The organism is Pseudomonas sp. SC3(2021), assembly GCF_019856535.1.
GTDB classification, from domain to species: domain Bacteria; phylum Pseudomonadota; class Gammaproteobacteria; order Pseudomonadales; family Pseudomonadaceae; genus Aquipseudomonas; species Aquipseudomonas monsensis.
The window spans coordinates 1,517,240-1,540,946 of record NZ_CP082236.1 but is presented as its reverse complement, the minus strand read 5'-3'; the positions used below and the strand labels follow the sequence as shown (position 1 = coordinate 1,540,946).

The window sequence follows — 23,707 nt, the reverse complement described above, 5'->3', positions numbered from 1 at the left end:
TGAGGGCGGCCGTTTTGTTCACGCATCAGCTGTTGTTGTGGTCGACCTTGATGGTCGGGTCGCTGCCGGCAATCAGGTTATGGATGTTGGCGCTCGACCAGTTGTTGCCTTCCAGTTTGATCGTCACGTCCGGTGTCGCGGCGGCGGCATCGGCCGAGTTGAACTTGCCCGCCGAGCTGACTTGCAGCGACGACACGCCGTCGACCGTGGTGATTTTCAGGAAGTTGTCGATGGTGCTGCCGGTCTCGCCCTGCAGCAGATCGCGCAGGTCGATGCGGTCGCCTTCATTGGCATTGAAGTCCTTGATCACGTCGTTGCCGGTGTCGCCAGCCTTCCAGACGAAGGTGTCGGCGCCGGAACCACCGATCAGGATGTCGTTGCCCTGACCGCCGATCAGCGTGTCGTTGCCGGTGCCGCCGAGCAGAATGTCATTGCCCTTGCCGCCATCGAGCAGGTCGTTGCCGCCCGAGCCGAACAGGATGTCATTGCCCGCGCCACCCAACAGGGTGTCGTTGCCGTCATGCGCGCCAGACACATCGAACGCCTGATAGTGCTCGGTGATGTACTGGTGCACGTTGCTGGTGGTGACCTTGCTGACGTCGACGCCGGTCTGCTGCGCTACGAACGCCTGCATCGCCTGATAACCCTCACCGGCGATGCCGTTGAAGCTCACCAGATCGCCGAACAGGATGTCGTTGCCGTCGCCACCGCTGACGGTGTCGTTGCCCGGCAGCGTCGCTTCGGTATGGCCGATGATTGAGTTGGCCAGGTCTTTCGGGTCGATGTTGGTTTGCGGCGAGTGATCCGAGTCATACGGTTTCAGGTCGTTGAGGCTGACACCACTGTTGATACCGATGGCTTCGACGTTCGACAGACCGCTGAGCAAGGTGAAGCTGCTGCTGGAGTTATCGGTGGTAGCCGATGTGGTGCTGTTACCGGTACCCGCCAGGCTCGACAACTCGTAGGTCCCGTCGCCTTGGGCATGAACGGTGCCCAGGTTGGTCGCGGTCCAGCCGTAACGGCTGGTGTAGACCTGCAGCTGCACACTGCCGTTGGCACTGATGCTCAGGTAATGCGTGTTGTCGATGTAGATGCTGAAAGTATCGCCCAGCTTGTAGTTGCTGGTCGTTACCACACTGTCGAACTTCACGTTGCCGTACAGCGTCGGGTTGGTCTGCTCGCCGCTCTGGTAGTAGGTCGGCTGGCCATCAGTGATGAAGTACGTAAGGTTCTTCGCCCCGGTGTTGGCCACGGCTTCCGCGCTCTGGAAGAAGTTGGCCGTGGTCTTGAACACGTCTTCGTAGTTGGTGCCGCCGCCGGACGACATCGAGTCGAGCACGGCTTTGAGCTTGGTCAGTGCGTTCGGATCGTTGAGGTTCACCGACACCGACTTGTTGACCTGGGTATCGAAGTCCACCAGGAAGATGTTCACCGTCCCCGAGTTGCTGCCGCCCAGGCTCTGCTTGAGGGTGTTGAATACCGAGGTCAGAGAGTCCTTGGCAGCGTTGATCGACGAGGTGCTCATGCTGCCCGAGCTGTCGACCATGAACGCGATGTTGTAGTTGGTGCCCGGCACCACGGTCAGACCGCCGATGTCGGCGACCATGATGTCGTTGCCATCGGTGCCATTGAAGGTGTCATCACCGGAGGTGGCGACCGCCGCGTTATAGACCGCCGGCACTACGGTGACCGGAATGGTCGCGGTGCTGCTGGCCGAACCGCCGACCATCTCGGTGGAGGTCGAGGTCACGGTCAGGTTGAACTGGCCGTTGTAGTAGGTCGGCGGGGTTACGGTCAGGCTGCCCAGGTTCCAGCCGGTGACGTTGGCTTCGCCGTTGCTCGCGGTGACGGTGAAGCTGTGGCCGTTACCGTCGGAGAGCACCGAGCCGACCGGCGCACCGCTGATCTTCACGCTCAGGGTTTCCGAGCCGTCGGTGTCGGTCAGGGCGGTGTTGATCGCCGACAGTTTCACCGTGGTGCCTTCAGCGCCGGTGTTGAGCTTGTAGCCGTCGTAATAACCTTCGCCGTTAGTGCCGTGCAGATCGGAGACGGTCACGCCGGCGTTCACCAGATCCTGCACGCCGGTGTAGATCGGCACGCCGGCGCTGCTCAGGTCGATTGGCGTGCTGCCGTTGACCGACAGGTTCACGTCATAGCTGCCCGGGCCGCTCTGGTTGTGGTGGTAGATGTCCAGGGTGTAGTAACCGCTGGTGGTCGGGGTGAACGAACCGCTGATCGCACCACCCGCCCCCCAAGTACCCGACGCCACGCTCTTGCCGCCGATGGTGATCAGCAGGCTGTCGTCGGCCACACCGCTGAAGCTGTAGGTCTTGCCGGCTTCCAGGTAGATCAGGCCCGAAGTTTTCGACGCGGTGCCGGCGGTCACGCTGCCGTCCGACTGCACGTTGGTCACGGTGCCGCTGGAGTTCGGGGTGCCAGCGCCGTCGATGACGGTTTTCAACGTGGTCGAGTCCGCGCCTGCGCCGCTGGTGCCCAGACCCGACAGGCCGGTCCAGACTTCCTTGACCAGCCCGGTGGAATTCACGCTGTTGTCGGCCACGCTCACGGTCGGGGCATCGGCCACAGGCGTGATGTCGATCTTCACGGTGCCGGTGTTGCCCAGCAGTTGGCCGTCGGTTGGCTGGAACTTGATCTGCGCGTAGTCGGCCTGGTTGTTGCCCACGCCGGTGCCGCCGTAACCATTGACGCCCGATTCGTTGGCATCCGGCATGAAGCGCAGTTTGCCGGCGTCGATGTCAGCCTTGCTGAAGGTCTGGTTGTTGGCGACGTCTTTCCAGGTCGAACCGTCCAGATACTGCAGTTTGCCTTCGCCCGGCAGTTGGGTGATTTTGATGCCGAGGCTGCTGGCCGGGCTGTCGACGTCGGTCACACCGAAGGTCGACCAGCCGAGGATCAGCGGCGTGTCTTCGGTGCCGGTGACGTTGACCGGGGCTGCGACCGGCGCATCGTTGACCGCCACCACGTTGACCGTGGTGGTCGCCGTGTTGGAGTAGTTGCCGCCATCGGTCACGGTCACGGTAATGATCCGCGGCACGGTGCTCGGGTTTTCACTGCCGTTGGTGAAGCTGATGTTCTTGATCGCCTGCATGTAGTCGGCGAGCGTCGCATTACCCGACAGGGTCAGGGTCACCGTGCCGTTGGTGCTGTTGGCATTGATGGTGATGCCATTGACGCTGTTGCCCAGGTTCAGCGCATCGCCGTCCTGACGGTTGGTCAGCACGATGGTCGCGCCAGTGAGCATGGTGCTGTCCGGGTCGGTGATGGTCAGGTCAGTGTCGGCAATCGACACGCCGGCGCCCGGGGTGTTTTCGGTGAACGTCACCTTGTAGTCGGCACCGGTGGCGCCGCTGGAGTTGTTGGCGTCGAGGTCGATGACCGGTGGCGCATCGTTGTCGATGATCGAGGTGCTGACGCTGCCGTTGGTGCTGCTGACGGCCAGGTTCTCGAAGTTACCGCCGGTGGCCGAGTCGATCTTGACCACGAAGTTTTCGGTGCCTTCGGTGATCTTGTCATCAATGGTCGCGACGTTGAACTGCGCGCTGCTGGCGCCCGCCGGGATCTTCACGGTGTACACGCCAGTGAAGTCCGAACCGTCGGCGGCGGTGCCGCTGTAGACGATTTTCAGGGTCACTTCGGTTTGCGCCGGGTGGTTCAGGCTGACCGTGTAGCTGGCGGTCTGGCCTTCGGTCACCGAACTGCTGCCGGTGATGCTGACGGTGGTGGTGTCGATGGTGTCGGCGACGCTGGTCACGGCCGGTGTCGTGCTGGTGACCAGGTTTTCAAAGCCGCCGCCGCTGGTACCGGTGATGGTCGCCTGCACGGTGCCGGCGTCTTTGTAGACGTCGTCAGCCGGTGCCGGGACGGTCACGGTGCCGGTGGTTTTGCCAGCGTCGATGGTGATCACCGAGCCGTTGCTCAGGGTCACGGTCACCGGCGAGCCGGCGGCGTTGCTCAGGGTTGCGGTGTAGGTGATCTGGCCACCTTCGTTCACCGCCGGGGTCGCGCTCAGCGACAGGTTAGTGGTGTCGACAGTGTCGGTCACGGTAGTGCTGACCGGGGTTTTGTCGGCGACCAGATTTTCGTAGTTACCACCGCTCACGTTGGTGATCGAATTGGTCAGCGGCGCATGGCCGGTCAACACATCGTTCGGTGCGGTAGTGGTTGCGGTGCCGGTGGTCTGGCCAACGCCAATGGTGATGGTCTGACCGTTGGCCAGGGTTACCACAACTGGCGAACCGGTTACTGGAGCACCGACGGTGGCGGTGTAGACGACGTTGCCGCCTTCAGCCGCTGTACCGGTCGCGGTCAGTTTCACCGTGGTGGTGTCGATGGTGTCGGTGACGCTGGTGACGGCCGGAGCTGTGCTGGTGACCAGGTTTTCGAAGCTGCCGCCGGTGGCGGTGCTGATGGTCGCCTGCACGGTGCCGGCGTCTTTGTAAACGTCGTCGGCTGGCGCAGGAACAGTCACGGTGCCAGTGGTTTTACCGGCGTCGATGGTGATCACGGCGCCGTTGGACAGCGTCACGGTCACTGGCGAGCCAGCGGCGTTGGTCAGGGTCGCGGTGTAAACAATCGAACCGCCCTCAGCGACCGAATTGGTAGCGCTGAGCGACAGATTGGTCGTGTCGACAGTGTCGGTCACCGTAGTGCTGACCGGCGTCTTGTCCGCCACGAGGTTTTCGTAGTTACCGCCGCTGACGTTGGTGATCGCGTTGGTCAGCGGAGCATGGCCAGTCAACGCATCGTTCGGTGCGGTGGTGGTCGCGGTACCGGTGGTCTGACCGACGCCGATGGTGATGGTCTGGCCGTTGGCCAGGGTTACCACGACTGGCGAACCGGTTACTGGTGCGCCGACGGTTGCGGTGTAGACGACGTTGCCGCCCTCTGCCGCCGTGGCGGTCGCGGTCAGTTTCACCGTGGTGGTGTCGATGGTATCGGTAACGCTGGTGACGGCTGGAACAGTGCTCGGCACCAGGTTTTCGAAGTTGCCACCGGTGGCGGTGCTGATGGTCGCCTGCACGGTGCCGGCGTCTTTGTAGACATCGTCAGCCGGTGCCGGGACGGTCACGGTGCCGGTGGTTTTACCGGCTTCGATGGTGATTACCGCGCCGTTGGACAGGGTCACGGTGACTGGCGAGCCAGCGGCGTTGGTCAGGGTCGCGGTGTAAACAATCGAACCGCCCTCAGCGACCGAATTGGTAGCGCTGAGCGACAGATTGGTCGTGTCGACAGTGTCGGTCACCGTAGTGCTGACCGGCGTCTTGTCCGCCACGAGGTTTTCGTAGTTACCACCGCTCACGTTGGTGATCGAATTGGTCAGTGGCGCATGGCCGGTCAACGCATCGTTCGGTGCGGTGGTGGTCGCGGTACCGGTGGTCTGGCCAACTCCAATGGTGATCGTCTGACCGTTGGCCAAAGTCACGACAACTGGCGAGCCGGTTACCGGTGCGCCGACAGTAGCGGTGTAGGTGACATTGCCACCCTCAGCAGTCGACTCTGTCGCTGTCAGTTTGACGGTGGTGGTGTCGATGGTGTCGGTGACGTTGGTCACTGCCGGTACGGTGCTCGGCACCAGGTTTTCGAAGTTGCCACCGGTGGCAGTCGAAATGGTTGCTTCGACTTTGCCGGCGTCTTTGTAAACGTCGTCGGCTGGCGCAGGAACGGTCACGGTGCCAGTGGTTTTACCGGCTTCGATGGTGATTACCGCGCCGTTCGACAGGGTCACGGTCACTGGCGAGCCAGCAGCGTTGGTCAAGGTTGCGGTGTAAACAATCGAACCGCCCTCGGCTACGGTGCCGGTCGCGGACAGCGACAGGTTGGTGGTGTCGACGGTATCCGTGACGGTGGTCGATACCGGGGTCTTGTCGGCCACCAGGTTCTCGAAGTTGCCACCTGTTACGTCAGTGATCGCATTGGTCAGCGGAGCATGGCCAGTCAACGCATCGTTCGGTGCGGTGGTGGTCGCGGTACCGGTGGTCTGACCGACGCCGATGGTGATGGTCTGGCCGTTGGCCAAAGTCACGACAACTGGCGAGCCGGTTACCGGTGCGCCAACAGTCGCGGTGTAAGTGACGGTACCGCCTTCAGCCACGGAGGTATCGGCCGTCAGTTTGACGGTCGAGGTGTCGATGGTGTCGGTGACTTCGGTGACGGCTGGAACAGTGCTCGGTACCAGGTTCTCGAAGTTGCCACCGGTGGCGGTCGAAATCGTCGCTTCGACTTTGCCTGCGTCTTTGTAAACGTCATCAGCCGGGGCCGGGACGGTCACGGTGCCAGTGGTTTTGCCGGCTTCGATGGTGATCACGGCGCCGTTGGACAGGGTCACGGTCACTGGCGAGCCAGCAGCGTTGGTCAGGGTTGCGGTGTAGACGATCGAGCCACCTTCAGCCACCGAGCCGGTCGCGCTGAGCGACAGATTGGTAGTGTCGACAGTGTCAGTGACGGTGGTGCTGACCGGGGTTTTGTCGGCCACGAGGTTTTCGTAATTGCCGCCGGAAACGTCGGTGATCGAGTTGGTCAGCGGAGCATGGCCAGTCAACGCATCGTTCGGTGCGGTGGTGGTCGCGGTGCCGGTGGTCTGGCCGACACCGATGGTGATGGTTTGACCATTGGCCAAAGTCACGACAACTGGCGAACCGGTCACAGGCGCGCCCACGGTCGCGGTGTAGGTTACGGTGCCGCCCTCAGCCGCCGACTCGGTCGCGGTGAGTTTGACGGTGGTGGTGTCGATGGTGTCGGTGACTTCGGTGACGGCCGGAACAGTGCTCGGCACCAGGTTCTCGAAGTTGCCACCGGTGGCGGTGCTGATGGTCGCCTGTACGGTGCCGGCGTCTTTGTAAACGTCATCAGCCGGTGCCGGGACGGTCACTGTGCCGGTGGTTTTGCCGGCGTCGATGGTGATTACCGCGCCGTTCGACAGGGTCACGGTGACTGGCGAGCCAGCGGCATTGGTCAAGGTCGCGGTGTAAACAATCGAACCGCCTTCAGCGACCGAATTGGTAGCGCTGAGCGACAGGTTAGTGGTGTCGACGGTATCGGTCACGGTGGTGCTGACCGGTGTTTTGTCGGCCACGAGATTTTCGTAGTTGCCGCCGGTCACGCCGGTGATCGAGTTGGTCAGCGGCGCGTGGCCGGTCAACGCATCGTTCGGAGCGGTGAAGGTCACGGTGCCGGTGGTTTTGCCGACTTCAATGGTGATGTTCTGACCGTTGGCCAGGGTCACGGTGACCGGCGAGCCGGTTACTGGAGCGCCAACAGTCGCGGTGTAAGTGACGGTGCCGCCTTCAGCCACGGAGGTATCGGCCGTCAGTTTGACGGTCGAGGTGTCGATGGTGTCGGTGACTTCGGTGACGGCCGGAACAGTGCTTGGCACCAGGTTCTCGAAGTTGCCACCGGTGGCGGTGCTGATGGTCGCCTGCACGGTGCCGGAGTCTTTGTAAACGTCATCAGCCGGTGCCGGGACGGTCACGGTGCCGGTGGTTTTACCGGCTTCGATGGTGATTACCGCGCCATTCGACAGGGTCACGGTGACTGGCGAGCCAGCAGCGTTGGTCAAGGTTGCGGTGTAGACGATCGAGCCACCTTCAGCCACCGAGTCGGTCGCGCTGAGCGACAGGTTAGTGGTGTCGACGGTGTCGGTCACGGTGGTGCTGACCGGGGTTTTGTCGGCCACGAGATTTTCGTAATTGCCGCCGGTCACGCCGGTGATCGAATTGGTCAGCGGCGCCTGGCCGGTCAACGCATCGTTCGGAGCTGTAAAGGTCACGGTGCCGGTGGTTTTACCGACTTCGATAGTGATGTTCTGACCGTTGGCCAAGGTCACAGTGACAGGCGAGCCGGTTACTGGAGCGCCAACAGTGGCGGTGTAAGTAACGGTACCGCCTTCAGCCACGGAGGTATCGGCCGTCAGTTTGACGGTCGAGGTGTCGATGGTGTCGGTGACTTCGGTGACGGCTGGAACAGTGCTCGGTACCAGGTTCTCGAAGTTGCCACCGGTGGCGGTCGAAATCGTCGCTTCGACTTTGCCTGCGTCTTTGTAAACGTCATCAGCCGGGGCCGGGACGGTCACGGTGCCAGTGGTTTTGCCGGCTTCGATGGTGATCACGGCGCCGTTGGACAGGGTCACGGTCACTGGCGAGCCAGCAGCGTTGGTCAGGGTTGCGGTGTAGACGATCGAGCCACCTTCAGCCACCGAGCCGGTCGCGCTGAGCGACAGATTGGTAGTGTCGACAGTGTCAGTGACGGTGGTGCTGACCGGGGTTTTGTCGGCCACGAGGTTTTCGTAATTGCCGCCGGAAACGTCGGTGATCGAGTTGGTCAGCGGAGCATGGCCAGTCAACGCATCGTTCGGTGCGGTGGTGGTCGCGGTGCCGGTGGTCTGGCCGACACCGATGGTGATGGTTTGACCATTGGCCAAAGTCACGACAACTGGCGAACCGGTCACAGGCGCGCCCACGGTCGCGGTGTAGGTTACGGTGCCGCCCTCAGCCGCCGACTCGGTCGCGGTGAGTTTGACGGTGGTGGTGTCGATGGTATCGGTGACGTTGGTCACGGCCGGCACGGTGCTTGGCACCAGATTCTCGAAGTTGCCGCCCGTTGCCTCCTTGATCGTGACTTCGACTTTACCGGCGTCTTTGTAAACGTCGTCGGCTGGCGCAGGAACAGTCACGGTGCCGGTGGTTTTACCGGCTTCGATAGTGATTACCGCGCCATTCGACAGGGTCACGGTGACTGGCGAGCCAGCAGCGTTGGTCAAGGTTGCGGTGTAGACGATCGAGCCACCTTCAGCCACCGAGTCGGTCGCGCTGAGCGACAGGTTAGTGGTGTCGACGGTGTCGGTCACGGTGGTGCTGACCGGGGTTTTGTCGGCCACGAGATTTTCGTAATTGCCGCCGGTCACGCCGGTGATCGAATTGGTCAGCGGCGCCTGGCCGGTCAACGCATCGTTCGGAGCTGTAAAGGTCACGGTGCCGGTGGTTTTACCGACTTCGATAGTGATGTTCTGACCGTTGGCCAAGGTCACAGTGACAGGCGAGCCGGTTACTGGAGCGCCAACAGTGGCGGTGTAAGTAACGGTACCGCCTTCAGCCACGGAGGTATCGGCCGTCAGTTTGACGGTCGAGGTGTCGATGGTGTCGGTGACTTCGGTGACGGCTGGAACAGTGCTCGGTACCAGGTTCTCGAAGTTGCCACCGGTGGCGGTCGAAATCGTCGCTTCGACTTTGCCTGCGTCTTTGTAAACGTCATCAGCCGGGGCCGGGACGGTCACGGTGCCAGTGGTTTTGCCGGCTTCGATGGTGATCACGGCGCCGTTGGACAGGGTCACGGTCACTGGCGAGCCAGCAGCGTTGGTCAGGGTTGCGGTGTAGACGATCGAGCCACCTTCAGCCACCGAGCCGGTCGCGCTGAGCGACAGATTGGTAGTGTCGACAGTGTCAGTGACGGTGGTGCTGACCGGGGTTTTGTCGGCCACGAGGTTTTCGTAATTGCCGCCGGAAACGTCGGTGATCGAGTTGGTCAGCGGAGCATGGCCAGTCAACGCATCGTTCGGTGCGGTGGTGGTCGCGGTGCCGGTGGTCTGGCCGACACCGATGGTGATGGTTTGACCATTGGCCAAAGTCACGACAACTGGCGAACCGGTCACAGGCGCGCCCACGGTCGCGGTGTAGGTTACGGTGCCGCCCTCAGCCGCCGACTCGGTCGCGGTGAGTTTGACGGTGGTGGTGTCGATGGTATCGGTGACGTTGGTCACGGCCGGCACGGTGCTTGGCACCAGATTCTCGAAGTTGCCGCCCGTTGCCTCCTTGATCGTGACTTCGACTTTACCGGCGTCTTTGTAAACGTCGTCGGCTGGCGCAGGAACAGTCACGGTGCCGCTGGTTTTGCCCGCTTCGATGGTGATCACCGAACCGTTCGACAGAGTCACGGTTACCGGGGTGCCGGCCGGGTTGGTCAGCGTCGCGGTGTAAACGATCGACCCGCCTTCAGCCACCGAATCGGTCGCGGTCAGGTTCAGGTTGGTGGTGTCGGTGGTGTCCGAAACCTTGGTGTCGGCGGACTTGCCGTCGACCGCCAGTTTTTCGAAATTGCCGCCAGTGGCGCCGTCGATGGTCACGCTCAGCGAGCTGCCGCCGGCCAGAGGGCTGTTCGGTGCAACGAAGTTCACCGAGCCGGTGGTTTCACCGACAGCGATGGTGATGGTCTGGCCGTTGGACAGGGTCACGACAACCGGCGAGCCAGTCACTGGCGCGGTCACGGTTGCGGTGTAGACCACGGTTTCGCCTTCAGCGACGTTCGCCGTGGCGGTCAGCGACACGGTGGAGGTGTCGATAGTGTCGTTGACGGTAGTGACCGCTGGCGCTGTGCTGGTGACCAGGTTTTCGAAGTCGCCGCCAGTCGCGCCTTTGATAGTTGCTTCAACCGTGCCGGCATCTTTGTAGACGTCGTCTTTCGGTGCGTCGACGGTGACGGTGCCGGTGGTTTTGCCGGCGTCGATGGTGATCACGGCACCATTCGACAGAGTCACGGTGACCGGCGAGCCAGCAGCATTGGTCAGGGTCGCGGTGTAGGTGATCTGGCCGCCTTCGTTCACCGAACCGGTGGCGCTCAGCGACAGGTTGGTGGTGTCGACCGTGTCGGTGACGGTGGTGCTGACCGGGGTTTTGTCGGCCACGAGGTTTTCGTAATTGCCGCCGGAAACGTCGGTGATCGCGTTGGTCAGCGGCGCGTGGCCAGTCAGCGCATCGTTCGGCGCGGTGGTGGTCACAGTGCCGGTGGTTTTGCCGACTTCGATGGTGATGTTCTGGCCGTTGGCCAGGGTCACGACCACCGGCGAACCGGTGACCGGTGCGCCAACAGTAGCGGTGTAGGTGACGGTGCCACCTTCAGCGGCCGACTCGGTGGCGGTCAGTTTGACGGTGGTGGTGTCGACGGTATCGGTCACGTCGGTGACGGCTGGAACGGTGCTCGGAACGAGGTTCTCGAAGTTGCCGCCAGTCGCGTCCTTGATCGTCACTTCCACTTTGCCGGCGTCTTTATAGACGTCATCGGCAGGCGCAGGAGCGGTCACGGTGCCAGTGGTTTTGCCGGCTTCGATGGTGATTACCGAACCGTTCGACAGAGTCACGGTTACCGGGGTGCCGGCCGGATTGGTCAGGGTCGCGGTGTAAACGATCGACCCGCCTTCAGCCACGGTGCCGGTCGCAGTGAGCGACAGGTTGGTAGTGTCGACAGTGTCAGTGACCGTGGTCGAAACCGGGGTTTTGTCGGCGACCAGATTCTCGTAGTTGCCGCCGCTTACGTCAGTGATCGCATTGGTCAGCGGGGTGTGGCCGGTCAGCGCATCGTTCGGCGCAATGGTGGTAACGGTGCCGGTGGTTTTGCCGACTTCGATGGTGATGTTCTGGCCGTTGGCCAAGGTCACGACGACAGGCGAACCGGTGACGGGTGCGCCAACGGTGGCAGTGTAAGTAACGGTGCCACCTTCAGCTGCCGATTCGGTAGCGGTCAGTTTGACGGTGGTGGTGTCGACGGTATCGGTGACTTCGGTCACAGCCGGCACGGTGCTCGGTACCAGATTCTCGAAGTCGCCGCCGGTGGCGTCTTTGATAGTGACTTCGACCTTGCCTGCGTCCTTGTAGACGTCATCGGCTGGTGCAGGAACGGTCACGGTGCCGGTGGTTTTGCCCGCTTCGATGGTGATTACCGACCCGTTCGACAGAGTCACGGTCACCGGGGTGCCGGCCGGGTTGGTCAGCGTCGCGGTGTAGATGATCGAACCGCCCTCGGCGACCGAGTTGGTGGCGCTGAGCGAGAGGTCAGTGGTGTCGACGGTGTCAGTGACCGTGGTCGAAACCGGGGTCTTGTCGGCCACCAGGTTTTCGTAGTTACCGCCGCTTACACCCGTGATCGAATTACCCAGCGACGCCTGACCGGTCAGCGCATCGTTCGGCGCGGTGAAGGTCACGGTGCCGGTGGTTTTGCCGACTTCGATGGTAATGCTCTGACCATTGGCCAGGGTCACCACGACCGGCGAACCGGTGACCGGCGCGCCGACAGTAGCGGTGTAGGTGACGGTGCCGCCTTCAGCCACAATGGTGTCGGCCGTCAGCTTCACGGTCGAGGTGTCGATGGTGTCAGTCACTTCGGTGACGGCCGGAACAGTGCTCGGCACCAAATTCTCGAAGTCGCCGCCGGTGGCGTCTTTGATAGTGACTTCGACCTTGCCTGCGTCCTTGTAGACGTCATCGGCTGGTGCCGGAACGGTCACGGTGCCAGTGGTTTTGCCCGCTTCGATGGTGATTACCGAACCGTTCGACAGGGTCACGGTGACTGGCGAGCCAGCCGGGTTGGTCAGCGTCGCGGTGTAGATGATCGAACCGCCCTCGGCGACCGAGTTGGTGGCGCTGAGCGAGAGGTCAGTGGTGTCGACGGTGTCAGTGACCGTGGTCGAAACCGGGGTCTTGTCGGCCACCAGGTTTTCGTAGTTACCGCCGCTTACACCCGTGATCGCATTGGTCAGCGGAGCATGGCCAGTCAACGCATCGTTCGGCGCAATGGTGGTCACGGTGCCGCTGGTTTTACCGACTTCGATGGTGATGTTCTGGCCGTTGGCCAGGGTCACGACGACAGGCGAACCGGTGACGGGCGCGCCGACAGTAGCGGTGTAGGTGACGGTGCCGCCTTCAGCCACAGTGGTGTCGGCCGTCAGCTTCACGGTCGAGGTGTCGATGGTGTCAGTCACTTCGGTGACGGCCGGAACAGTGCTCGGCACCAAATTCTCGAAGTTGCCGCCGATGGCGTCTTTGATAGTGACTTCGACCTTGCCGGCGTCCTTGTAGACGTCATCGGCTGGTGCAGGAACGGTCACGGTGCCAGTGGTTTTGCCGGCTTCGATGGTGATTACCGAACCGTTCGACAGGGTCACAGTCACCGGGGTGCCGGCCGGGTTGGTCAGCGTTGCGGTGTAAACGATCGAACCGCCTTCAGCCACGGTGCCGGTCGCGCTCAGCGTCAGGTCGGTGGTGTCAGTAGTGTCGGTGACGGTGGTGCTGACCGGGGTTTTGTCGGCGACCAGATTCTCGTAGTTACCGCCGCTCACGCCCGTGATCGCGTTGGTGATCGGCGCATGGCCGGTCAGCGCATCGTTCGGCGCAATGGTGGTAACGGTGCCGGTGGTTTTGCCGACTTCGATGGTGATGTTCTGGCCGTTGGCCAAGGTCACGACGACAGGCGAACCGGTGACGGGTGCGCCAACGGTGGCAGTGTAGTAACGGTGCCACCTTCAGCTGCCGATTCGGTAGCGGTCAGTTTGACGGTGGTGGTGTCGACGGTATCGGTGACTTCGGTCACAGCCGGCACGGTGCTCGGTACCAGATTCTCGAAGTCGCCGCCGGTGGCGTCTTTGATAGTGACTTCGACCTTGCCTGCGTCCTTGTAGACGTCATCGGCTGGTGCAGGAACGGTCACGGTGCCGGTGGTTTTGCCCGCTTCGATGGTGATTACCGACCCGTTCGACAGAGTCACGGTCACCGGGGTGCCGGCCGGGTTGGTCAGCGTCGCGGTGTAGATGATCGAACCGCCCTCGGCGACCGAGTTGGTGGCGCTGAGCGAGAGGTCAGTGGTGTCGACGGTGTCAGTGACCGTGGTCGAAACCGGGGTCTTGTCGGCCACCAGGTTTTCGTAGTTACCGCCGCTTACACCCGTGATCGAATTACCCAGCGACGCCTGACCGGTCAGCGCATCGTTCGGCGCGGTGAAGGTCACGGTGCCGGTGGTTTTGCCGACTTCGATGGTAATGCTCTGACCATTGGCCAGGGTCACCACGACCGGCGAACCGGTGACCGGCGCGCCGACAGTAGCGGTGTAGGTGACGGTGCCGCCTTCAGCCACAATGGTGTCGGCCGTCAGCTTCACGGTCGAGGTGTCGATGGTGTCAGTCACTTCGGTGACGGCCGGAACAGTGCTCGGCACCAAATTCTCGAAGTCGCCGCCGGTGGCGTCTTTGATAGTGACTTCGACCTTGCCTGCGTCCTTGTAGACGTCATCGGCTGGTGCCGGAACGGTCACGGTGCCAGTGGTTTTGCCCGCTTCGATGGTGATTACCGAACCGTTCGACAGGGTCACGGTGACTGGCGAGCCAGCCGGATTGGTCAGGGTCGCGGTGTAAACGATCGAACCGCCCTCGGCGACCGAGTTGGTGGCGCTGAGCGAGAGGTCAGTGGTGTCGACGGTGTCAGTGACCGTGGTCGAAACCGGGGTCTTGTCGGCCACCAGGTTTTCGTAGTTACCGCCGCTTACACCCGTGATCGCATTGGTCAGCGGAGCATGGCCAGTCAACGCATCGTTCGGCGCAATGGTGGTCACGGTGCCGCTGGTTTTACCGACTTCGATGGTGATGTTCTGGCCGTTGGCCAGGGTCACGACGACAGGCGAACCGGTGACGGGCGCGCCGACAGTAGCGGTGTAGGTGACGGTGCCGCCTTCAGCCACAGTGGTGTCGGCCGTCAGCTTCACGGTCGAGGTGTCGATGGTGTCAGTCACTTCGGTGACGGCCGGAACAGTGCTCGGCACCAAATTCTCGAAGTTGCCGCCGATGGCGTCTTTGATAGTGACTTCGACCTTGCCGGCGTCCTTGTAGACGTCATCGGCTGGTGCAGGAACGGTCACGGTGCCAGTGGTTTTGCCGGCTTCGATGGTGATTACCGAACCGTTCGACAGGGTCACAGTCACCGGGGTGCCGGCCGGGTTGGTCAGCGTTGCGGTGTAAACGATCGAACCGCCTTCAGCCACGGTGCCGGTCGCGCTCAGCGTCAGGTCGGTGGTGTCAGTAGTGTCGGTGACGGTGGTGCTGACCGGGGTTTTGTCGGCGACCAGATTCTCGTAGTTACCGCCGCTCACGCCCGTGATCGCGTTGGTGATCGGCGCATGGCCGGTCAGCGCATCGTTCGGCGCAATGGTGGTAACGGTGCCGGTGGTTTTGCCGACTTCGATGGTGATGTTCTGGCCGTTGGCCAAGGTCACGACGACAGGCGAACCGGTGACGGGTGCGCCAACGGTGGCAGTGTAAGTAACGGTGCCACCTTCAGCTGCCGATTCGGTAGCGGTCAGTTTGACGGTGGTGGTGTCGACGGTATCGGTGACTTCGGTCACAGCCGGCACGGTGCTCGGTACCAGATTCTCGAAGTCGCCGCCGGTGGCGTCTTTGATAGTGACTTCGACCTTGCCTGCGTCCTTGTAGACGTCATCGGCTGGTGCAGGAACGGTCACGGTGCCGGTGGTTTTGCCCGCTTCGATGGTGATTACCGACCCGTTCGACAGAGTCACGGTCACCGGGGTGCCGGCCGGGTTGGTCAGCGTCGCGGTGTAGATGATCGAACCGCCCTCGGCGACCGAGTTGGTGGCGCTGAGCGAGAGGTCAGTGGTGTCGACGGTGTCAGTGACCGTGGTCGAAACCGGGGTCTTGTCGGCCACCAGGTTTTCGTAGTTACCGCCGCTTACACCCGTGATCGAATTACCCAGCGACGCCTGACCGGTCAGCGCATCGTTCGGCGCGGTGAAGGTCACGGTGCCGGTGGTTTTGCCGACTTCGATGGTAATGCTCTGACCATTGGCCAGGGTCACCACGACCGGCGAACCGGTGACCGGCGCGCCGACAGTAGCGGTGTAGGTGACGGTGCCGCCTTCAGCCACAATGGTGTCGGCCGTCAGCTTCACGGTCGAGGTGTCGATGGTGTCAGTCACTTCGGTGACGGCCGGAACAGTGCTCGGCACCAAATTCTCGAAGTCGCCGCCGGTGGCGTCTTTGATAGTGACTTCGACCTTGCCTGCGTCCTTGTAGACGTCATCGGCTGGCGCAGGAACGGTCACGGTGCCAGTGGTTTTGCCGGCCTCGATGGTGATCACCGAGCCATTCGACAGGGTCACGGTGACTGGCGTGCCGGCCGGATTGGTCAGGGTCGCGGTGTAAACGATCGAACCACCCTCGGCCACGGAACCGGTCGCGCTCAGCGACAGGTTGGTGGTATCGGCGACGTCGGTAACAGTGGTCGAAACCGGGGTCTTGTCGGCGACCAGATCTTCGTAATTACCACCGGAAACACCGGTGATCGAGTTGGTCAGCGGCGCATTGCCGGCCAGCGCATCGTTAGGCGCGGTGGTGGTCACGGTGCCGCTGGTTTTGCCGACTTCGATGGTGATGCTCTGACCGTTGGCCAAGGTCACGATGACAGGCGAGCCGGTGACCGGCGCGCCGACGGTGGCGGTGTAGGTGACGGTGCCACCTTCAGCCACAGTGGTGTCAGCCGTGAGTTTCACGGTCGAGGTGTCGATGGTGTCAGTTACTTCGGTAACGGCTGGTGTGGTGCTCGGCACCAGGTTTTCGAAGTTGCCGCCGGTGGCGTCCTTGATGGTGACTTCGACTTTGCCGGCGTCTTTATAGACGTCATCGGCTGGCGCCGGAACGGTCACGGTGCCGGTGGTCTTGCCGGCTTCGATGGTGATTACCGAGCCGTTGCTCAGGGTCACAGTGACTGGTGTGCCGGCCGGGTTGGTCAGGGTTGCGGTGTAAACAATCGAACTGCCTTCAGCCACGGTGCCGGTGGCTGTCAGCGACAGGTTGGTGTCGTCGATCGAATCGGTAATGGTGGTGGTCGCTGGCGTCGTGTTCGGCACCAGGTTTTCGAAATTGCCGCCGGTAGCACCGGTGATGGTGGTGCTGACGGTACTGCCATTGTTGTAAACGTCGTTGGCCGCAGTCGGCACGTTGACCGATCCTGTGGTCTTGCCGGCGTCAATGGTGATGGTCGAGCCGTTCGACAGGGTGATCGTCACCGGGGTTTGCGCGGCGTTGGTCAGCGTCGCGGTGTAAGTGATCTGGCCACCTTCGACGACCGTACCAGTGGCGGTAAGGCTCACGCTGGTGGTGTCGATCGAGTCGGTAACGGTGGTGGTCGCCGGCGTGGTGTTCGGCACCAGGCTTTCAAAGTTGCCGCCGGTGGCGCCGGTAATGGTGGTGCTGACGGTGCCGCCATTGTTGTAGACGTCGTTCGGCGCGGTCGGCACGTTGACGGTGCCGGTAGTCTGGCCGGCTTCAATGGTGATGGTCGAACCGTTCGACAGGGTGACCGTTACCGGCGTCTGCGCCGGGTTGGTCAGGGTCGCGGTGTAGGTGATCTGGCCACCCTCGACCACGGTACCGGTAGCGGTCAGGGTCAGGTTGGTGGTGTCGATCGAATCGGTGATGGTGGTCACCGCCGGTGTCGGGTTCGGCACCAGGTTTTCGAAGTTGCCGCCGGTAGCGCCGGTGATCGTCGTGGTGACGGTGCTGCCGTTGTTATAGACGTCGTTGGCCGGAGTCGGCACGTTGACGGTGCCGGTGGTCTGGCCGGCTTCGATGGTGATGGTCGAACCGTTCGACAGGGTGACGGTCACCGGCGTCTGCGCCGGGTTGGTCAGCGTCGCGGTGTAGGTGATCTGGCCGCCTTCGGTGACGCTGTTGCCAGCGGTCAGCGTGACGGTGGTGGTGTCGATGGTGTCAGTGACCTGGGTCGTGGCCGGGGTGGTCGGCGGGGTCACAGTGATGCCGTTACCGCCAGTGGTGCCGGTGACGGTCACGTCGATCTGGGTCGGGTCGTTATAAACGGTGTCGTTCGGTGCCAGCGGCACATTGACGGTGCCGCTGGTAGAGCCGGCCGGAATCACGATCACCGAGCCGTTGGACAGGGTAATGGTCAGGTCGGTCAGCGGCGCCTGGGTCAGGGTCGCGGTGTACACCAGCACGCCGCCGGCTTCGGTGATGGTCGGCGTGGCGCTGAGGCTCAGGGTCGACTCACGCAGGGCGTTGGTGGTGGTGTCGGTGGTCTGGCCGCCGGTGATGTTCTGCGCCGCTTGTGCGCCGGCATTGATGCCCGCCGTCGGGAAGCCGATGGTCGGGTCGACGCGGCCAGCGGTGGCGTCGAGCATCACGAAACTGTGGCCGCCACCAGCGGCACCGCCAGTGCCTGCGGCGGTGGCGCCGGCAGCGGTGGCTTCAAGGGCGGTGGTCGGGTCGGCACCGGCGGCGATGGCCTGCTGCAACTCGGCTACAGAGGGTGCGGCCTGCGCGGTGGCTTCGGCCAGGTCAGTGCTGTAGTCGGGCGCGTTGGCGCTCCACTGGGTTTCGCGGCCCAGGTCCAGGGTGCGGCCATCAGCCAGTTCCAGCGACACGGCGCCAGAGAGGCCAGTGTCAATCTGATCGCCGACAAACAGTCGATCGCCTTCAACGAGTACGCGGCGTACGCCCTCTGGGGACACCACGAATACCTGACCGACAATGCTTTTGACGACGGCAACAACACTGCTCATTGAAGACTCTCCGGGTGTCACGTTCAGTTGACTTCCATACACCTGATGGCTCGGGCGCCGATTCAGTCTGGACGTACTTTTAAAATTTGCGAATCAAGATTGACGCATGTTTTCGTCAATAATTTGGCTATATTCTTTCGCGATTAACTTTATGCCAAACTATTGACCTTATGGGTGCCATCCTAAACAATCGCCCCACTAATGTCACATTGATATTTCCGCGGCGACCTGTCCTTTAGCGTGTGATCCAGTTCCTGTTTTGAACTTTCCGACATACGGTCAATCTGGTTGCCATCATCCGACGCAGCGCCACGTTTTGCTGTGATTCAAGACAAGAAGTTCTGGGAAATTCCTATCATGCGTTCGCCACTGCTTTTCGCCGTACCCTTCGCTCTCGCCGCCTCGTTTGTACAAGCACAATCCTTACCAGAAGCCATGCAGCAGGCACTGGATGTCCATCCGGAAATCCAGGCAGGGGTCAACAGTCGTTTGGCCGCGGATTATCAGTTAAAGGCAGCAAAAGGTGGATACCTGCCCAAGGTCGATCTGCTCGGCGGTTATGGTCGTGAGGGCACCGACAGCGTGACCACCCGCGCCAACGGCGGTGGCAATCACTGGGAGACCCTGAACCGCAGCGAGTCAAGTTTACGTCTCTCGCAAATGGTCTTCGACGGTTTTGCGACATCCAGCGAAGTCGGGCGTCAACAAGCCACCGTCAACTCCCGCGCCTACTCGTTGCTCGGCACTTCCGAGCGCACCGCACTGACCGTCGCCCTGGTGTATCTGGACGTGCTGACCCGTCGCGAATTCGTGCGTCTGGCCGAGGAAAACCTCAAGAGCCACCAGCGCATCTATGACCAGATCCAGTTGCGCACCCAGCGTGGCGTCGGCAGCGGCGCCGACCTCGATCAGGCCGAAGCGCGGATGGCCCAGGCGCGCAACAACCTGATCACCGAACAGACCAACCTCGCCGACTCCGAGACCAACTTCCTCAGCGCCGTCGGCCAGATGCCCGATCAACTGGAGCGCCCGGCACCGTTCATGGCGATGATGCCGGCCAACCTCAATGAGGCCCGCGCACAGATGCTGGAGAACAGCCCGATCCTGCGTTCGGCCGAGTCGGACATCGCCGCCGCCGAGAAGCAGTACGAAACCGCCAAGTCGACCTTCTACCCGCGTTTCGACGCCGAGCTGGGTCGCACCGCCGACAACGATCTGGACGGCCAGAACGGTCACAACAACGAGTGGCAGGCCATGCTGCGCATGCGCTTCAACCTCTATTCGGGCGGCAGCAACAAGGCCGACCTGGAATCCAAGTCGTACCTGTCGAACCAAGCGCTGGACATCCGCAACAACGCCCTGCGTCAGTTGAACGAAGAACTCGGTCTGGCCTGGAACGCCTTGAACAACGCCAATGCTCAGGTGCCGATCGCTCAGCAGTACGTCGACCACAGCACCTCGGTGCGCACCGCTTACCAGCGTCAGTTCAGCCTCGGCGAGCGCACTCTGCTTGACTTGCTCGACAGCGAAAACGAGTTGTTCACCGCTTCGCGGCGTCTGGCTGAAATCAAAAACATTCAGTTATTTACTCAGTATCGAATCAAGGCGACCATGGGCGAGTTGCTCAGAAGCCAGGGAGTGGTCGCGCCATTGGCATCCGTTGTGCAGAACGACGTGAAGCCCAAGGTCCAGCTGCCTGGGATGAATTGAGTTATCCCTTTTCAACTGCAAAGAGTGTCGAGCGTGGAATCAGAAGTCAGTCGAGTTCAACTCAGTCATGATCCACGCGCGTTGCACGACGATCCGTTACTGGACGGTCTGCTCGCCCTTTGCATGCTGCACCAGAAACCCGCCAGCGCGGCGATGCTGACCACCGGCCTGCCGCTGCCCAAGCAACGCCTGAGCGTCGAGTTGCTGCCCCGCGCCGCCGCTCGCGCCGGGCTCCAGGGCCGGGTACTGCAACGCAAACTGGAAGAAATTCCGGCGATCGCCATGCCGGCGTTGCTGCTGCTCAAGGATGGTCGCAGCGCTGTCCTGCTCGGCTGGCAGGGTGACAACGAAGCGCGGGTGCTGCTCAGCGAAAGCGACGGCGGCGAATCGGTGGTCAGCCGCGAACTGCTGGCCGACGACTACACCGGCAAAGTCTTCTTCGCCCAGCCGCAGCACAAATTCGACGTCAACCACGGCACGCTGATCCCGCGTGCACGCTCGTGGTTCCGCGATACCCTCAAGCGTTCGCGCTGGCTGTACGCCGATGCGATCGCCGCCAGTTTCCTGATCAACATCATCGCCATGGCCGCGCCGCTGTTCGTGATGAACGTCTACGACCGCGTGGTGCCGAACCAGGCCGAAGCGACCCTGTGGGTGCTCGCACTGGGCATCACCGGGGCCTACATTTTCGACCTGATCCTCAAGAGCCTGCGCAGTCTGTGCCTGGACCTGGCCGGGAAGAAAACCGACCTGATCATCTCCGCCACGCTGTTCGAACGCATTGTCGGCATGGCGATGAAATACCGCCCGGCGCGGGTCGGCAGCTTTGCGCAGAACATCCATGAGTTTCAGAGCCTGCGCGACTTCCTCGCTTCGCTGACCCTGACCAGCCTGATCGACCTGCCGTTTACCATCCTGATCTTCATCGTCATCGCCATTCTCGGCGGGCACCTGGTGTGGATTCCGGTGCTGGCGTTCCCGATTGCCCTGCTGATCGGCTATGCCTTGCAGAAGCCGCTGGTCGCGACGATGGAGCGCACCATGGCCCTCGGTGCCGAGCGCCAGTCGAGCCTGATCGAAACCCTCGCCGGCCTCGACGCGGTCAAGGTCAACAACGCCGAAAGCGAACGCCAATACCAGTGGGAACAGACCATCGGCACCCTCAGCCGCCTCGAGCTGCGAGTGAAAATGCTCTCCGGTCTGGCGATGAACATCACCCTGCTGATCCAGCAACTGGCCGGGGTGATCATGATCGTCTTCGGCGTCTACCAGATCATCGCCGGCAACCTGAGCATGGGCGGTCTGATTGCCTGCTACATGCTCAGTGGCCGCGCCCTCAGCCCGCTGGCCTCGCTGTCCGGCCTGCTGACGCGTTACCAGCAGGCGCGGGTGACCATGACCTCGGTCGATCAGATGATGGAGTTGCCACAGGAGCGCAATTTCGAAGAACGCCCGCTGAGCCGCAAGGTCCTGCAGGGCGCGATCGAATGCCGCCAACTCAACTTCACCTACCCGGAACAACAGAACCCGGCGCTGAAGAACATCAACCTGGTGATCCGTCCCGGCGAGAAGATCGGCATCATCGGCCGCAGCGGCTCGGGCAAGAGTTCGCTGGCGAAACTGCTGGTGGGTCTGTATCAGCCGGACGACGGTGCGTTGCTGGTCGACGGTGTGGATATCCGCCAGATCGACGTCAGCGAACTGCGCTACAACATCGGCTACGTGCCGCAGGACATCCAGCTGCTGTCCGGCACCCTGCGCGACAACCTGGTGTCCGGCGCACGTTATGTCGAGGACGAACTGGTGCTGCAAGCCGCCGAACTGGCCGGTGTCCACGAGTTCGCCCGTCTGCACCCGCAAGGTTATGAACTGCAAGTCGGCGAGCGCGGACAAAACCTGTCCGGCGGCCAGCGGCAGAACGTCGCCCTTGCGCGGGCACTGTTGCTCAATCCACCGATCCTGTTGATGGACGAGCCCACCAGCGCCATGGACAACACTGGCGAAGAACGCCTCAAGCAACGCCTCGCGGCGGTGATAGAAAACAAGACCGTGGTGCTGGTGACGCACCGGGCGTCGCTGCTGTCGCTGGTGGATCGCCTGTTGGTGGTCGACCGTGGGCAGATTCTCGCTGACGGTCCGAAAGCGGCGGTGATGGAAGCGTTGAAGAAGGGGCAGATCAGTGTTGCTTAAGTCGGGTGTCAAGGATTCGATCCGTCGCTACTTCAAGGGCTCTGCTTCGTTGCAGGGCCAGCCGCTGCCAGAGGTCAACAAAGCGCTGATCGAAGACGCCCCACGCGTCGTGCGTCTGACCATCTGGGCGATCATCGGCTTCTTTATCTTCCTGCTGCTGTGGGCCAACTTCGCCGTGATCGACGAAGTGACCAAGGGCGACGGCAAGGCGATTCCGTCGTCGAAGATCCAGAAAATCCAGAACCTGGAGGGCGGGATCGTCTCCGAGCTGTTCGTCAAGGAAGGCCAGATTGTCGAAGCCGGTGCACCGCTGATTCGCCTCGACGATACGCGATTTGCCTCCAACGTCGGCGAAACCGAGGCCGATCGGCTGTCGATGCTGCTGCGCGTCGAGCGTCTGAGTGCCGAGGTCGATGACCGTCCGCTGAATTTCCCTGAAGACGTGCTCAAAGCCGTGCCGGGCCAGGCGAAAAGCGAAGAGTCGCTGTACATCAGCCGCCGCCAGCAACTGCACGACGAGATCGGTGGTTTGCAGGAGCAGTTGATCCAGCGTCAGCAAGAGCTGCGCGAGTTCAGCTCCAAGCAGGCGCAGTATCGTCAGCAACTGGGCTTGCAACGTCAGGAAATCAACATGTCCGAGCCGCTGGTGGCGCAGGGCGCGGTGTCCCCGGTAGAAGTCTTGCGCCTCAAGCGTGCCGAGGTGGAAACCCGCGGTCAGCTCGACGCCACCACCCTGGCAATCCCGCGTGCGGAATCGGCGATCAAGGAAGTGCAGCGCAAGATCGACGAAACTCGCGGCAAATTCCGCAGCGATGCGCTCACCCAGCTCAATGAAGCGCGCACCGACCTGAACAAGGCACAGGCCACCGGCAAGGCGCTGGAGGATCGGGTCAGCCGGACGCTGGTTACCTCGCCCGTGCGCGGCATCGTCAACAAGTTGCTGGTCAACACCATCGGCGGGGTGATTCAGCCGGGCAGCGACATGGTCGAAATCGTACCGCTGGATGACACCTTGCTGGTCGAAGCCAAGATCCGTCCGCAGGACATTGCCTTCCTGCACCCGGGGCAGGAAGCGATCGTCAAGTTCACCGCCTATGACTACACCATCTATGGCGGGTTGAAAGCCAAGCTGGAACAGATCGGTGCCGACACCATCACCGACGAAGACAAGAAAACCACCTACTACATCATCAAGGTGCGCACCGAGCGCAGCCATTTGGGTACCGATGAGAAACCGCTGTTGATCATTCCGGGGATGGTCGCGTCGGTGGACATCATCACCGGCAAGAAGTCGGTGTTGAGTTACCTGCTCAAGCCGATCATTCGGGCGCGGGCCGAGGCGTTGCACGAACGTTGATTCTCTAGTGGCCTGACCGGCCTCATCGCTGGCAAGCCAGCTCCCACAGAGTTCTTGGTTGGAACACGATCATGTGATCGACATCAG

3 protein-coding genes and 1 pseudogene are annotated in these 23,707 nt (G+C 62.0%); 3 read left to right on the top strand and 1 reads right to left on the bottom strand.

The genetic code is table 11. From position 1 onward, the window contains the following. Positions 1 to 25: 25 nt before the first annotated feature. A pseudogene (locus K5Y35_RS06675) lies at positions 26 to 18,363 on the bottom strand (LapA family giant adhesin). A gap of 357 nt (positions 18,364 to 18,720) precedes the next feature. Between K5Y35_RS06675 and K5Y35_RS06670 the strand changes: the two are divergent. From K5Y35_RS06670 to K5Y35_RS06660, 3 genes are read left to right on the top strand one after another with little or no spacing between them, the layout of a single operon-like run. Beyond that, a complete protein-coding gene (locus K5Y35_RS06670) occupies positions 18,721 to 20,073 on the top strand; it encodes a TolC family outer membrane protein (protein ID WP_222833942.1) in 1,353 nt (450 codons plus the stop codon). Positions 20,074 to 20,106: 33 nt separating this feature from the next. Continuing rightward, a complete protein-coding gene (locus K5Y35_RS06665) occupies positions 20,107 to 22,263 on the top strand; it encodes a type I secretion system permease/ATPase (protein ID WP_222833941.1) in 2,157 nt (718 codons plus the stop codon). Next, positions 22,253 to 23,620: an HlyD family type I secretion periplasmic adaptor subunit gene (locus K5Y35_RS06660; RefSeq protein ID WP_128615453.1), complete on the top strand. Its 1,368-nt coding sequence runs from the start codon at positions 22,253 to 22,255 to the stop codon at positions 23,618 to 23,620. The genes K5Y35_RS06665 and K5Y35_RS06660 overlap by 11 nt, the downstream gene beginning before the upstream one ends. Positions 23,621 to 23,707 lie beyond the last annotated feature (87 nt).

What these genes read in the sequence shown, in the direction of transcription:
- K5Y35_RS06670 (WP_222833942.1), top strand. Translation starts at nt 18,721, where the DNA reads ATGCGTTCGCCACTGCTTTTCGCCGTACCCTTCGCTCTCGCCGCCTCG.